Annotated in this window: 13 protein-coding genes; 5 read left to right on the forward strand and 8 right to left on the reverse strand. The window is 58.0% G+C overall.

All coding sequences use genetic code 11. The features are described 5' to 3' along the window. Positions 1 to 27: 27 nt before the first annotated feature. From ABTV29_RS21945 to ABTV29_RS21955, 3 genes are all read left to right on the forward strand, one after another. Positions 28 to 771 (forward strand): winged helix-turn-helix domain-containing protein, encoded by a 744-nt coding sequence (locus tag ABTV29_RS21945; RefSeq protein ID WP_433766755.1) that lies wholly within the window; start codon positions 28 to 30, stop codon positions 769 to 771. Between the two features lie 271 nt (positions 772 to 1042). Further along, positions 1043 to 1702, forward strand: coding sequence for a winged helix-turn-helix domain-containing protein (locus ABTV29_RS21950; RefSeq protein ID WP_433766756.1), 660 nt, complete (start codon positions 1043 to 1045; stop codon positions 1700 to 1702). A gap of 379 nt (positions 1703 to 2081) precedes the next feature. Further along, positions 2082 to 3476, forward strand: coding sequence for an undecaprenyl-phosphate glucose phosphotransferase (locus ABTV29_RS21955; protein ID WP_433766757.1), 1395 nt, complete (start codon positions 2082 to 2084; stop codon positions 3474 to 3476). Between the two features lie 390 nt (positions 3477 to 3866). On the opposite strand, the gene ABTV29_RS21960 is transcribed toward ABTV29_RS21955, so the two are convergent. From ABTV29_RS21960 to galE, 6 genes are all read right to left on the reverse strand, one after another. Further along, positions 3867 to 5945 carry a YjbH domain-containing protein gene (locus ABTV29_RS21960; RefSeq protein WP_433766758.1) on the reverse strand — a complete coding sequence of 693 codons (2079 nt, stop codon included), beginning with the start codon at positions 5943 to 5945 and terminating at the stop codon, positions 3867 to 3869. Next, positions 5942 to 6703, reverse strand: a complete 762-nt coding sequence (locus tag ABTV29_RS21965) for a capsule biosynthesis GfcC family protein (protein ID WP_433766759.1) — start codon at positions 6701 to 6703, stop codon at positions 5942 to 5944. Before ABTV29_RS21965 ends, ABTV29_RS21960 begins: the two co-directional genes overlap by 4 nt. Then, positions 6700 to 7365: a YjbF family lipoprotein gene (locus ABTV29_RS21970; RefSeq protein WP_433766760.1), complete on the reverse strand. Its 666-nt coding sequence runs from the start codon at positions 7363 to 7365 to the stop codon at positions 6700 to 6702. Before ABTV29_RS21970 ends, ABTV29_RS21965 begins: the two co-directional genes overlap by 4 nt. 14 nt (positions 7366 to 7379) lie before the next feature. Beyond that, positions 7380 to 8441 (reverse strand): polysaccharide biosynthesis/export family protein, encoded by a 1062-nt coding sequence (locus ABTV29_RS21975; protein ID WP_433766761.1) that lies wholly within the window; start codon positions 8439 to 8441, stop codon positions 7380 to 7382. A 144-nt stretch (positions 8442 to 8585) separates the two neighbouring features. Continuing rightward, a complete protein-coding gene (locus tag ABTV29_RS21980; protein ID WP_433766762.1) occupies positions 8586 to 8822 on the reverse strand; it encodes a hypothetical protein in 237 nt (78 codons plus the stop codon). 250 nt (positions 8823 to 9072) lie between these two features. After that, on the reverse strand, positions 9073 to 10089 hold the full coding sequence (gene galE, locus ABTV29_RS21985; protein WP_433766763.1) for a UDP-glucose 4-epimerase GalE: 1017 nt from the start codon (positions 10087 to 10089) through the stop codon (positions 9073 to 9075). A gap of 387 nt (positions 10090 to 10476) precedes the next feature. Between galE and galU the strand changes: the two genes are divergently transcribed. Together galU and ABTV29_RS21995 are read left to right on the forward strand one after the other, a co-directional pair. Next, complete coding sequence (gene galU / locus ABTV29_RS21990; protein WP_433766764.1) at positions 10477 to 11310, forward strand: UTP--glucose-1-phosphate uridylyltransferase GalU; 834 nt, start codon at positions 10477 to 10479, stop codon at positions 11308 to 11310. A 53-nt stretch (positions 11311 to 11363) separates the two neighbouring features. Then, positions 11364 to 11780 (forward strand): mannose-1-phosphate guanylyltransferase, encoded by a 417-nt coding sequence (locus tag ABTV29_RS21995; RefSeq protein ID WP_433766765.1) that lies wholly within the window; start codon positions 11364 to 11366, stop codon positions 11778 to 11780. Between the two features lie 146 nt (positions 11781 to 11926). Here ABTV29_RS21995 and ABTV29_RS22000 read toward each other — a convergent pair whose 3' ends face one another. Continuing rightward, positions 11927 to 13072, reverse strand: a complete 1146-nt coding sequence (locus ABTV29_RS22000; protein WP_433766766.1) for an SGNH/GDSL hydrolase family protein — start codon at positions 13070 to 13072, stop codon at positions 11927 to 11929. A 3-nt stretch (positions 13073 to 13075) separates the two neighbouring features. Continuing rightward, the gene (locus ABTV29_RS22005; RefSeq protein ID WP_433766767.1) at positions 13076 to 14116 is read right to left on the reverse strand and encodes an acyltransferase family protein; all 1041 of its coding nucleotides are present in this window, start codon (positions 14114 to 14116) and stop codon (positions 13076 to 13078) included. Positions 14117 to 14120: the final 4 nt, after the last annotated feature.

Here is a 14120-nt window from a genome sequence, read left to right on the forward strand (position 1 = left end):
GATGACAGCACCTTTTCGAGTCAATGCATGATGCTTACAGGTAACTTGGCGACTACTAGAACTCAGCACCGAAAAGATAGCGAACCAGGTATTCTCACCCTGGGTCGTACTCGTGGCGTGTCTGAACATTTTAGTGCATTAGTCGCAAGGCACGTACGCGCAGATATTACGCTTGAGGCAAATTCGTACACTCATTCGTATAACAGGAATGAACGCCTGGGTTCGTATCGCGCCATCTTCGTCATCATCGACAGCCCCCAGGCCATGGAAGAGAATCTCGCGCTGCTGGAAAGCCTGCGCGACGACAACTTTGGCCCTATCATTTGCGCGGTCATCACTGGCCGAGGCGCTTTCAACAAGATTAAGTACTATCTTGCCGGCGCCGACTTTTGTATCAAGTTCAATACTCTTTCCGATGAAAGCTTTGAGTTGCTTGCGGACTTTTTCAACAGTGAAGAGTGGCAAAGAGACATCAACCTGGTATTGGACCCCACTCGTATTTGCCTGTCGGATACCAGCAAGAGACTGGACATTTCCTTTGCTGAAATGAAGATTCTCGAAGCCTTTGCGCAAAACAGTAACCACATTCTAAGCCACGACGAAATCGCCAGTATCATGGGGCTCAACACGAATTTCTATGATCCCAGGGCGCTGGAAAAATCGATCAGCCGTCTGCGCGGAAAAATCAAGGAAATGTATGGCACCAACGCCATACAGAGCATTCGCGGGTATGGATACCGCCTGACGAGAGGGCTGATTTCGACAGCCTGAGTCAACTGAAAAAAGGGTCTGATCAAGGACCCTTTTTCAACTATACGAAGATATAGGCTTCACCCACTGCTTTACCGTTGTTTATCCAATTCCATGACCGTGTTAACACTAAAGCATAACAATAAAAGTTTATTATCCAGCCGATCGAGTGAAACCTATCGAGCCAGTTTGGGACCAATACCCTGCCTTTTCGATTAACTCCGCGGGAGCTCTTTGCTCCCACTGCCGATCCTCTTTTCGCCAAATTTGGTGTGTACTTCAGGAGAAAGACATGGAAACCAGTACGACTCTCCCAAGGAAATATTTTGTAGTTGTGACCCACAGCACAACTTCGCAACGCGAACTGGAAAGCCTCCTGTCCAGTTCGCGCTTCAATTCGTTCAGTACATCCCAGGCGCAAATGTTTATTGAAGACGCCACCCCATCTTCTGCTCCGGTGCTGATGGAGTTCACCTACCCTCGCGTGACCAGGAAAAACATTCCGCACACTATCGAACATGACACGCAGAAAATCCTGGCGACGCTGGAAGCCGAATGGAACGCCGCACAATCGGCAAATCCGTTCGCCAGCCTTCCAGCCAGGCCGCAGGAACCGCGAAAGATCGAAAGTGACGCGATTGATAGCCAAGTCTGGCAACTCGATGACGATCAAAACGTATTGATCAAGGACAATATCGAGATCAGCCTCACCGGGCTGGAAGCCGCGCTCGTGAGGAAAATGCTGCACCATGAAGAGCGGGTCGTCAGTCGCGACGAACTGATTCTCAGCATTGGCAGAGAGCCGGAACAGTATCGCGGCCTGGAAATGTGCCTGAGTCGCCTTCAGGACAAGTTCAAAAGTGCCAGTAACGGCGAACGACTGTTTCGTGCTGTCAGGAACCGTGGTTATTGCCTGATACAGGAAGTGGTATCGGAAACACCTTCGGCCTGAGCCAGCGACACACATACAGCCTGCAAACATCCATAGTGCGACTAAAACAACAAGAAGAGCACTTTGTTTGCTGTCCCTCCTGATTCAAACTCCTGCCTCCACCTCCTCCTACAATACCCAACATTTCCCGAATATTTCACTTCCTGTAATTGACCTTTTCTAACGATCGATCATCGCCAACTTTTAAAGTTGCAACACCCACCTCTTGTTAGAACTCGTCAGACACCCTTTCCGGCAATAACTTAATCTATTGACTGACGACAGTTCGCCTATCGACGTTGTTAGCCTCAGGACACTGGTTTCAATAACAACAATAAGCCTGCTTAAACAACTCGGTTTCGGCTGTCGAACCTGAACGGACGTCTTTTGGGGATATCGCATGGATCTTAGTTTACGAATCAATCGAAATACCGGCCTCAAGGGACTTACCTTTTGGGGCCAATGGGCGCTGGCGCAAGCCTTTGTCGTTTCGTTGTTATTCATACTTGCCGAACAGCACACCGGATCGGTCGAGTTTTATTACCGTATGTGCGCAGTTCTGGCGGTATTGGCCTCGGTCCCGGCCTACACCTTCAGCGGTGTGTATCGCAAAAGGGATAACTACGTGACCGGCCTTGGCCGCCTGTTCATGGGCTGGTCGATGACCATGGGGGGTCTGGCCTGCGTCGCCTTTATCTGCAAGGCCGATGCGCTGTTTTCCCGGGAGGTGATCCTGAGCTGGGCGGTGTACGGGTTCCTTGGGCAGGCATTCCTTTATGCGCCGTTGCACGCGTTTTCGAAGTACTACCAGCGGTCGCGCAAAAGCGAGCACAAGACCCTGATCGTCGGCACCGGCGAGTTGGCGCTGGGCCTGGCCCGAAAGCTCGGCCATCTGGAAAACCTGCCGCTGGTGGGCCTGGTCAGCGATGGCGCCCTTCCCGCCCTGGAGTCGGATGCACCGCGTATCGTCGGCGCCCAGGAAGAGTTGCTGGAACTGATCAAGGCCCACGACATCCGCCGCTTGTACATCACTCTGCCCCTGTCGGAAGCGGCAAAGATCGAAGCCATGTATGGCGAACTGCTGGATGCCAACGTCGACGTGGTCTGGGTGCCGGACCTGAACAGCCTGACACTGCTCAATCACTCGGTAAAAGTCGTGGATGGCCTGCCCGCGATCTACTTGAACGAAAGCCCGCTGACCAGCCGGCCGACCGCGGCATTGAGCAAAAGCCTGATGGAAAAAAGCGTGGCACTGCTGGCTGTCATTCTGCTGAGCCCTGTGCTGCTGATCATCGCGCTGGCGGTGAAACTCAACTCGCCGGGCCCGGTGTTCTTCAAGCAGGATCGCCATGGCTGGAACGGCAAGGTGATTCAGGTGTGGAAGTTCCGCTCGATGCGGGTTCACGATGACAAGGAGGTCAAGCAGGCCAGCCGTAACGATTCGCGGATCACCGCCGTCGGCCGCTTCATCCGCCGCACCTCGCTGGACGAACTGCCGCAGTTGTTCAACGTGCTGCAGGGGCATATGGCACTGGTGGGTCCAAGGCCTCACGCGGTTGCGCACAACAACTATTACTCCGGGAAAATCCTTGCCTACATGGCACGTCATCGAATCAAACCGGGTATTACGGGCCTGGCGCAGATCAATGGTTGCCGTGGTGAGACCGATACCTTGGACAAGATGCAGAAACGGGTCGAGATTGACCTCAAGTACATCAACAACTGGTCGTTGTGGCTGGACTTGAAGATCCTGGTGAAGACGCCGTTTACCTTGCTGTCGAAAGATATTTATTGATGGTTCAGGGTTGAGTGAGGCACCAGAACAAGGGGACGCGAGTCCCCTTTTTTGTGGGCGGGATTTGGGGGCCGCGGCTGGATTGGTACCAGGTGAAATTGGAGGTGACTGGACCTACGCCATCGCGAGCAGGCTCACTCCTACAAGGGGACTTTGGTGGTCACAGACTTTGTGCTCACTGAAGATCAAACTGTAGGAGCGAGCTTGCTCGCGATGGCGTCGTGTCAGTCAACCAAAGCCATCGCGAGCAAGCTCGCTCCTACAGGGATTGTGTGTTGTTCAGGGATGTTGTGATCGATGCAAAAACCTGTGGGAGCGAGCTTGCTCGCGATAGCGTCCTGTCAGTCAACCCAGGCTATCGCAAGCAAGCTCGCTCCTACAGGTCACCCACTATTCGGTAATCTTCTCGAAGTTACGGTAGAACATGTCGTCGTCGCGGCTGTCGGTCATGGAGTGCAGCTGGAAACTGCGGTTGAGCCGTGCGCCGCCGTCCCGGGTCAGGGGTGACCAGACCAGGTTGGCGCGGCGCATGGTCGACATGCTCATCATTTCGTCGAACGGAATGGAGAGGTAGATACCCTTGTCGAAACTGCCTTCACCGTATTGAGCGCCGACAACCGTGGTGATCGTCGCCCAGGCACCGAACCGTACGCCGTTGGAAAACTCCCGCGAGATGTCCAGCGTGCCGCCCCAGTCGCCCGCCAGGTAACGCCCGACACTGATAGCTGCCAGCGTATCGTACGGCAGGTCCGTGTAGCCGGTGATGTGGCCGGTCAACACCGAGTAATCCCGCAGGCCAAAGCCCTGGTCGAAATCGCGCTGGCGCACGTAGTTCAGATCCGCCCCCAGCGACCAGCGCGCGCCCGTCGGGCGGAACAACAGCTCGCCCCCGACGCCGGCGAACATCGACTCCAGATACCCCCCGTAGACCATGCCGTACAGGTCTTTGTCCAACTGTTGGGCGTGGGTGAACTGGAACAGCGGCATGGTGGTTTCGGAGGTCGTCAGGTACTGGCGCAAGTCGGTGCGAACACGAGGCAAGTTGCTGGGCGCGTCATAGGTGAACTTGTCGAAGTTGTTCGCCAGGTTGGCACTGAGCAAGCCGCTCCACCAGGTATTGGGCGTGAACCGGTACTCGGCATCCGCGTCCGCGGTGAATTGATAGAGCAAGCCATCCGGGCCACCGACGTTCTGCTTGAAGCCCAAGCCGACGCCATAAGCGAATGGCTGTGGCGCCTGGGTGTAGAGGGTCTTCTCGTTGTGCGGCATCGCGGCATTGATCTCGGTGGTGCGGTGCAGCGATTGCAGCGGTTCCTCGTTGTTGATCACTTCGCGGAAGGTCTGCCGGGGCACGCTGGTTTCTTCCAGTGGCAGGTCGTAGCGCTTGTTCACCACCGTGAACCAGTCGATATCGTCGTTGACGCTGTTGTCCAGGATCCGGCTCGCACGGCCAACGGCCTTGGCCGAATGGAAATACCGCGACTGCTCGCCATACACGATCAACTCGGGACCGCGCTGGCTGATGCGCTCGACCCTGTAGCCGGCATTTTGCTGCAAGCGCCGGGACACGTCGGCCCAGTCGACCTGATCCGCCGGTGTCGACGGCGCCTTGGCCGGCAGCGGTTCGGCCGGTGGATCGTAGGTCTTCACCGGCGCCTTGCGACTGACGAAGTTGGTGTGAAAGGTGATGCCAAACATCGCCGTGTTGCCACGTTCCCACGCAGCGCTGAGGTCGACCGAGTCGGTCAGCTTGAACACCGCGCCGAGGTTGATCGGCGAATCCTGCTTGATCTCGTTGTCCTTGGGCTCGTGCTTGTAATCGTTGCCTTCGTATTCGAGTTTCAGGCTCAGCCGGTCCCAGGGCGTCTGGTAGCTGACACCGCCAAAGAACGACGGACTGCCACGAAAATACGAGCCGGCGTTGACGTCACCGGTGCCTTCGCTGGCCGGCCGGGTCTTGAAGCGATCGTCGAGCTCGCCCAGCGGGTTTTCGAAATCGCCGCGATTGCCCAGGTAACCCCAGGCAATGCCGGCGCTGAAATCGAGATTCTCATAGCGCTTGTTGGCCACCAGAAACTCACTGGAGAACAGGCCCGTACCACCGATGTCTCGAAAGCCCAGCGCCACTTCAGGCGCCCAATGAGTTTCCTGCCACAGCCGGGCCTTGATATCGACCGCCTTGTCCTTATAGCTCTGGTTGCCGCTCAACGACTCGGGGCCATACGGGCGGTTGGTAATGGCGGTATAGCGAAACGAGCCTTCCAGCCATTCGAATGGCTGCAGCGATACGCTGTAGCGGCTGTAGGGGTCGGTCCGGTTGGCGTTCAGGCTCAATTCGCCGGCCGGTGCCATTCGCGCCGTCGGGGTCTGTAACAGGCCGGCGCCACCGAAGTCATGTTGGGTAATACGTGGTTCGGCATGGGCCAGGCCACAGGGCAATAACAACACCGCTGCAAAACGTAAATTCAACGAACCACCTCAGCCAGCTGCGTGGCAATGAATTCGGCCAACTGCTGATTCAGTTCAGGAACAGGCGGATCAAGATCATCGGTCTTGACCGGCACCAGGATCTTGCTGCCAGCGGCAGGTATCTGCCCGCTCTCGCGATTCCAGGCGGCGATGCCCACGCGCCGGGACACGCCATTGGGCTGGATCAGCCACAGGTAGTCGGCGTCGGCATCGTCCAGCGTCGCGCAGTCTTGCAGGTAGTCACTGGCGTCCTGCATGGGCACATAGGGCAAACGGCAGGTTTCGGCGACCGCGCCGAGCACTTCAACTTCATTGACGCGCATCGGGTAAGTGAGGCGATCGCCATCGTCCAGGCGCATGTTGCGGGCAAAGCCGACCTCCACCGCGATCGGGTCCAGCACCGCGATCTGACGCCCGGTGACCGGCATCTGCCCGACCTGTTCGGCCAGCCGCACCGCCAGCGCCGCCCGGCTCGGCCGGTCGAAGAGCAAGGCCAGGCGCTGCAACACCTGCAGATCGAACAATACGCCAGCCTTGAGTCGCTCCTGCTCTTCAAGCAGGGACTGACGTTGCAACTGCGCCGCCAGCCAGTAACTTTCGGCATTGGGTATGGCCACGCTGATCACGTCCAGCAGGCGACCGCCCGGTGGCAGCTCGACCGGCCCCGGATTGGCCACGTCCCCGGTAACGGTGACCGCTGCCTGGCTCAGGCCGGTGATCAATAGCAGGCACGCCGATAACACCCGAACCCGCTTCAAGGCGCGGTCCTGCGTTCAGGGGTCAATTGCACAATCTTGACCCGCAGTTGCGAGGTCAGTTGTTGCTCGCTCTGCACAATGAAACCGTCAACGGGATCGACCCAATAACGATTGGTCGCCCGCAGGCCGATGGCCGGGGCGTCAATCTGCTCATCGACACGTAGCACGGTGTATTCCTTGTTGAGAATTTCGAGGGTTTCCAGGGATTTTCGGGAGAAGCGGCTGCTCAGGGTCACGCCGACTTCCTGGCCTTGATAGAGATCGATCCAGCGCTGGCTGGTGTAGCCATCGGGCAATCGATGCAGGCCTTGCTTGAAGGGCGAAGCGGTGGCCAGGCGCGTGCCGTCCAGGTCGCCGCCCAGGCCCAGGCCGATGCTGCGTACCGCAAGACCATCGCGCAGGAGCAACACCTGTTTGCCGGACGCGACCCAGAACTGCAGGTCGCCACGCTCACGCACCAGCGCCAGCACCCCGGAGCCGGACGGCGTGGTCAGTTTGAGTTGCGGATAGCGAACGTCCGCCACCTGCGCCGCCGTGACCTCCACTTCACCCGGCCCCACCAGCGCCGATTGCAGGTTATTCACCGAGGCGACCATCAACGGGTTACAGCCACACAAAGACACGGCCGCTATCAAGCAGACGCCAACTTTCAACGTTCTCACTGTCGGACCCGGCCTTATTTGCTGTTACTGGTGACTTCGCTCGCGTTCTTCGCAGCGGAAGCGCCGGTGCCGACGATGGAAGCCGATGGCACCAACTGGCTGACGAAGCGATTCCAGCGCGTCACGTTGGCAGGGCCGACGTAGACAACATCCTGGGGACGAACCTGAAAGTGCGTGGCCAGGGCCATGGCGGTCGGCGATTCGGCCTCCAGTTGAAAGACCTTGGCCGGCTCCACATCGAGGTTTTCCACGCCCCGGATGACGTACACGGCATTGCCGTTGGAGGTGGTCTGGCTCAGCCCGCCCACCGAACCCAGGACATCGGACAGGTTCATGGTGGCGGTCTTGAAGCTCAGCGCGCGCGGCTGGTTGACCTCGCCCATGACGTAGATACGCTTGTTGTCGTTGTACGGCAGGTACAGCTGATCGCCACCTTTGAGGTAGACGTTCTGCAACTCGGAATCCGGCTGGTTGAGCCCGTCGAGATTGAGCTTGTACACCCGCCCGTTTCGCGTCAGCAGCAAGCCCGACAAATCAGCGTTCGCGGTGTCGACCCCGGCGGAACCCAGGGCTTCAACCACGCTCAGCGGGTTGGTGGAAATCGCCTGGGGACCGGCCTTCTCGACCGCACCCGAGACCACGACTTTCTGACTGGCGAAACGCAAGACGGCGACATCCACCTGTGGTTCGGCGATGAAGGCCGACAGCCGTTGTTCGATGTCCGCGCGCAGTTGCTGGATCGTCCGGCCCGCCGCCTGGACTTCCTTGATGTACGGGTAGAAGAGCGTGCCATCGGAACGCACCAGTCGGCCGTTGGCATCGATCTGCTGTTGCGCGCCCGACGGTGCCGTCAGCTCGGGGTGATCCCACACCGTGATGTACAGCACGTCGTTGCGACCGATGCGGTACTCGCTCGGAGCCGTCAGCAACTCGGCCGGCAACGTCTCAGGCTTGAACGTGGCCCGATCCATCGAAATCAGCTTGGGGGTGATCGGAATGAGCTCCACCCGGCTGCTTTCGCTGGCGCCCTGGCGAGTGATATCGCTGGTGCTCAGGTACTGACCGGGGGAAAACATGCAACCTTGTAAAGCGAAACTTGCCAACGTCAAAAGATAAACACTACGAGTCATAATGGCACTACGCTATTCAAGGGTAACTCTAAAAACAAAGTCACCCGATTTGCATCGGGCGACCTTGTACTACACGTGCAGGTTTTACACTTAGTTGTGGGTGCCGGTTGTACCCGTAGTACCTGTGGTACCGGTTGTACCGCCGTTGGCACTGCCACCACTGTTGGACGCCGCTATCGCACTTGCCACCATTGCAGTACTGGCCGCAGTGGCTTGAGTAGCCGCCACATTACCCAATACATTGGTTGCTGCCGTTAGCGGCGCTTCTACTGCGGATGCCCAGTTGCTCAACATCGTCAACAGGGCAATTGCCATCACTTTCTTCATATCAACTCCTTTCCAACATTCAACCGGACAACAAACCGGAAGTCCGTTGGAGGTGAGAGATCAAGTCGCAAACATTGCGAACAGGGCCGTTGTTCATTCACAGTTTTACCTGACAGCTAAATGTCGAACGGCGAGGTTTATATCTACGGACTTGCAAGTGGCAATTCCAGTCTATTTTCCCGACGATATCTAACATCCTGACCGGAAATAACATTCATCAAAATGACGGTTAACGGTCATTAAATTGACATCAACCGAGGTAACCCCTGGGGTGATTCGATTGCCAGCGCCAGGTGTCGGCCACCATGTCCTGCAGGTTGCGCGTCGCCTTCCAGCCCAGCTCCCGGGCCGCCTTGGACGGGTCGGCCCAGCTCTCGGCGATATCACCCGAACGCCGCGGCATGACCCGATAAGGCACCGGCCGCCCGCACGCCTGCTCGAAGGCCCGCAGCACCTGCATCACGCTGTAGCCATCGCCGGTGCCCAGGTTCCAGGTATGAATGCCGGTACGCCCGACAATGGATTGCAATGCCTTGAGGTGCCCGTCCGCCAGATCCACCACGTGGATGTAATCGCGCACGCCGGTGCCGTCGACCGTGGGGTAGTCGTCACCGAAAATCGACAACTCCTGCAGGCTGCCGACCGCGACCTGACTGATGTAGGGCACCAGGTTATTGGGGATGCCATTGGGGTCTTCACCCATTTGGCCGCTGTCGTGGGCGCCGATCGGATTGAAATAACGCAGCAGCGCAATGCTCCAGCGTGGTTCGGATTGGGACAGGTCACGCAGCACGTTTTCCACGATCAATTTGGATTGACCGTAGGGATTGGTCGGGGTGCCCGTGGGAAAGTCCTCGCGAATCGGCATCTGCTCAGGTTCGCCGTACACCGTGGCCGATGAACTGAACACCAGGCGGAACACACCGGCGGCAGCCATCGCCTGGCACAGCGTAATGCTGCCCCCCACGTTGGTTTCGTAATACTCCAGCGGCTTGCGCACGCTCTCGCCGACCGCCTTGAGCCCGGCAAAATGCAGGACCGCATCGATGGCGTGCTGCTGGAAAATCCGGTCCAGCAAGGCCCTGTCGCAAACATCGCCGTGAATCATCAGCGCACTCTTGCCACAAATGGCTTCCACTGCATGCAGCGCGGCGTCGGAGCTATTGCAAAGATTATCCAGTACAACGACTTCATAACCTGCTTCAAGCAATGCAAGTGTGGTATGCGAACCGATATAGCCGGTTCCACCGGTTACCAGAATCTTCATAGCGCGGTCCATAATGGGGAAAGTGCCAAGTAGTGTGTCAAGCCCTCTTTATTGAATGTGCGAACCAAGCCTCACAAACAAGGGCGACAACAACCGAAAACAAATTTAGTTCAACGACTGGCAATAAATATTTTTGCAGTCCAAACTGTATTGCCGGTTACTTATTAGCACTCGAACGCAATCACCACTATCAACAGATACCGACTAAAAATAACTAATAACTTTCAAACCGACATCTCATAACATTGCCCTGTTTCGCATGCATTGCCATTTGCCATCAACTAGCCGCCTCGGGTATTAAAGTAAGCCTTCAATAATCATTGAAACTTGCAATCACTCGTTATTGCGCACACTTGGCTGTGTGCCATGACTACCCGGGATATTTTTATGATTCGTAAATGTTTGTTCCCCGCTGCCGGCTATGGCACGCGTTTCCTGCCGGCCACCAAAGCCATGCCCAAGGAGATGCTGCCGATCGTCAACAAGCCGCTGATCGAATACGCCGTTGAAGAAGCGCGGGACGCCGGCCTTGAGCACATGGCAATCGTCACCGGGCGGGGCAAGCGCGCGCTGGAAGACCATTTCGATATCAGCTACGAGCTTGAACATCAGATTCGCGGCACCGAGAAAGAGAAATTCCTCGCCGGCACCCGCGAGCTGATCGATACCTGCACCTTCTCCTACACCCGTCAGATCGAAATGAAAGGCCTGGGCCACGCGATCCTCAGCGGCCGCCCGCTGATCGGCGATGAACCCTTCGCCGTGGTGCTGGCCGACGACCTGTGCCTGAACCTGGAAGGCGACGGCGTACTCGCGCAAATGATCCAGCTCTACAAGAAATTCCGCTGCTCGATCGTGGCCATTCAGGAAGTGCCACGGGACCAGACCCACAAGTACGGGGTGATTGCCGGCGAGCAGATCTCCGACGGCATCTACCGGGTCAACAGCATGGTGGAAAAACCGAGCCCGCAGGACGCCCCGTCCAACCTGGCGATCATCGGCCGCTACATCCTGACGCCGGACATCTTCGATCTGATCACCGATACCCAGCCTGGCAAGGGCGGGGAAATCCAGATCACCGACGCCCTGATGAAACAGGCGCAGAACGGCTGCGTGCTGGCCTACAAATTCAAGGGCCTGCGCTTCGATTGCGGTGGCGCTGAGGGTTACCTCGAAGCGACCAACTTCTGCTACGAGAACCTGTACCTCAAGGGCCGTTGACCGGCCCGTTTCACTCTAGAGCGACGCCCACTCTTCCATTCAGGCAGGCCACTATGAACATTGCACAACACTCGGCAGACATTGAACTGGAGGTGGGCAACCTCGGGGTGATGAGCTGGTTGTCACGGCACCAGACGCTGCCCAGCGCCAACGAACCCTGGCTGGGCACTCATTTGCTGGTGGAACGAATCGGCGTATTCCCCTCATCCGGGGACATTCGTCGGTCGATGGCCGACCCTTATCCCCTGCTCGCTCACCTGAAAACGCTGTATGGCGAGCAGGCCCTGGAGATCGACGACCGCGACGGGCTGAAAGTGATTTTCAGCGACTGGCGCTTCCGCGTCCGCCTGTGCTGCAACGAGCCGGCGATCATCATCAATGTGGAAACCCGTTGTGATTTGCAACTGATGCCGCTGAAAACGGCGGAGTTGCTGAGTCAGCTGGACGCTTTCGAAAAGGCTGCCCTGTAAACACCTCGATCACAGGGTTTGTGTACGACTCAAAACCCTGTGGGAGCGGGCTTGCCCGCGAAATCGGCCTGTCAGTCGACATAGATGTTGACTGGCACGACGCCTTCGCGGGCAAGCCCGCTCCCACAGTTTCGCGGTGTACCCACTTAAAATGCCTGGCCGCAGCCTTCCTGTGGCGAACCGCCAACAATCATCCGATAAAGATAATCGGCAATCACCCGCCCACCCGTCTCCGGGATCGGGTGGATGTTGTCGGGACCGATCATGGGGCTGGGTCCGCCAGCGGCGTAGCGCTTGAAATCCACACCAAACGCGCATTGCAGATTGGCATAACCCAGATGCTCCGCACGCGCCCACGGCTGCAGGACTTGTGCGTAGGCCGACATCGGGTAGGCACTGGAACGGGTGGTGTCCTGGCGCAGGATCAGGTTGATGCTCGCCGCTGGCTGAATGTCGCGCACCATCTGCACCAGCCCCTGAATGTTCTGCAGATACTGATCGGGCTTCACGCCAAAACCCTGGTCATTGCCACCGAGCATGATCAGGTAAATGTCCGCGGGGATCTTCGACACCACGCTTTTCCACTGCGCCTGCCACCGGCCATCGCGGTGATAGAAGTCAGCGGACGCCGCACCGGAGGCAGCGAGCTTGGACACCCGGACCCCGCCCTGGCCATTGCTCATCCACAAACCGAACAGCGTTGGCGCACCTGTCACCACCTCCAGCCGGAACGCCCAATCCGCCGTGTTGGAGACGCCGGTCAACGGGACTTCCTGAACGCCAGTCCCCGTGAGCTTCAGCGGCTGCCATGGCTGAGACGCCGACCAGCGATAGCGCACTTCACTGGAGGAGCCGTCACCCAAAAAGAGCAGTTTCGCCCCGGTGATAGTTGTATCGATGGCCTTGCCCGGGCTGGCGTCCACCTCCAGCCAGGCGCCGGGCCGCCCCATCACCGTGCGACTGTCGGGGCTGGCCTGACCGAGGCCGGACACCTGCCAATCACCGCCGAAGTACTTTTCGCTGCTGCGGGTGTATTTGAAGTGTGTGCCGCCGAGCGCCGCGCCATGGTTGAAGCCGACATAACCCGGCCCGGCGAAACCCGCTTCGCCGGCCAAGCGCTGCACCAGTTTGTTCAGATAAAAATCCTGCCCGGCGCTGTAGCTGTCACCGATCACCGAGATGGCCAGCACCTTCCCCGCCTTACCCTCGCGCCACTTTGCAAAGCGCTCGTTTACGTCGCCAACTTCTATCACCGAAGCCGCAACAGGCTGCGCATCATCCACTGCAAACATGGGTCACTGAGCCTGCGGCACAGGGACCACGGTTTCCCGGGGTTTCCTGGCCTTGGCGCGCTCGCCCAGAAAGAGCACGGACGTGAAGTTGAACCGACTGAACACCATCGACAACACCACCGGCCCCAGCAACCCGCAGAACAGGCCGCCAAACACCAGCAGGCTTTCGTCCTTAACCCCCAGGCGCCCCAGCACAAACCGCGACGTGGCGGCGAACAGCACATGAAACAGAAAGATCGCGTAGGAATAGCCACCGAGCCAGGTCAGTGCTTTGGAACGCATGTCACTCGACAGCAGCGCGATGCAGGACACGCAACCCACCGCCAAACCGACCAGGCTACGGCGATCGACGATCAACTCGCGGTCCACCGCCGCCACGTACAACAGCACCAGCGCAATCAACACGAACACCAGTGGGCCGACCACCTTCAGCGATTGCTTCAGCGCGGCGACCTTTTCCTGGCCGATCATCCCGGCCACGAAAAACGGCAGCAGATAGATCGCACCGTTGATACCGAATGCATCCACAGTGAACGGCGGCAGCAGGAACATCACCGAGGCAAACGCGAACAACAGGTACAAACGCGTCATGCCGCGCAACAGGCCACGCCACTGCAGCAGGCCGACGAACATGAAGATGATGAACACCGCCTGCAAGAACCAGAAGTGATTGACCGGCACGTAGAACGACAGCAACGCCTCCATCACACCCACATCCTTGTTCACGCCGGGGCCGACCGCCTGCAGCACGGAAAACGGCACGCCCACGCAGAACAACGGCACCAGCAGCCGCCGGACCTTGCCGGCAAAAAAGCTCTGGAAGTCATTGCCGCGGATTTTGTAGATGGAATAGATGTAGCCCGAGATGAAGGTGAACAACGGCATGCGCACGTACACCATGGAATCTGCAATCACTCGGAACGGCGAGCCCAGGTCTATTTTCAAGCCGCCGCCCAACGGACCGATCACGTGATAGAGCACCAGCAGCAGGCACGCCAGGCCGCGCAGGGTTTCGATCTCCAGGGACTTTTTATTGCTCGACATAAAG

Source organism: Pseudomonas putida (genome assembly GCF_050989985.1).
Taxonomy (GTDB): Bacteria; Pseudomonadota; Gammaproteobacteria; order Pseudomonadales; family Pseudomonadaceae; genus Aquipseudomonas; species Aquipseudomonas putida_AI.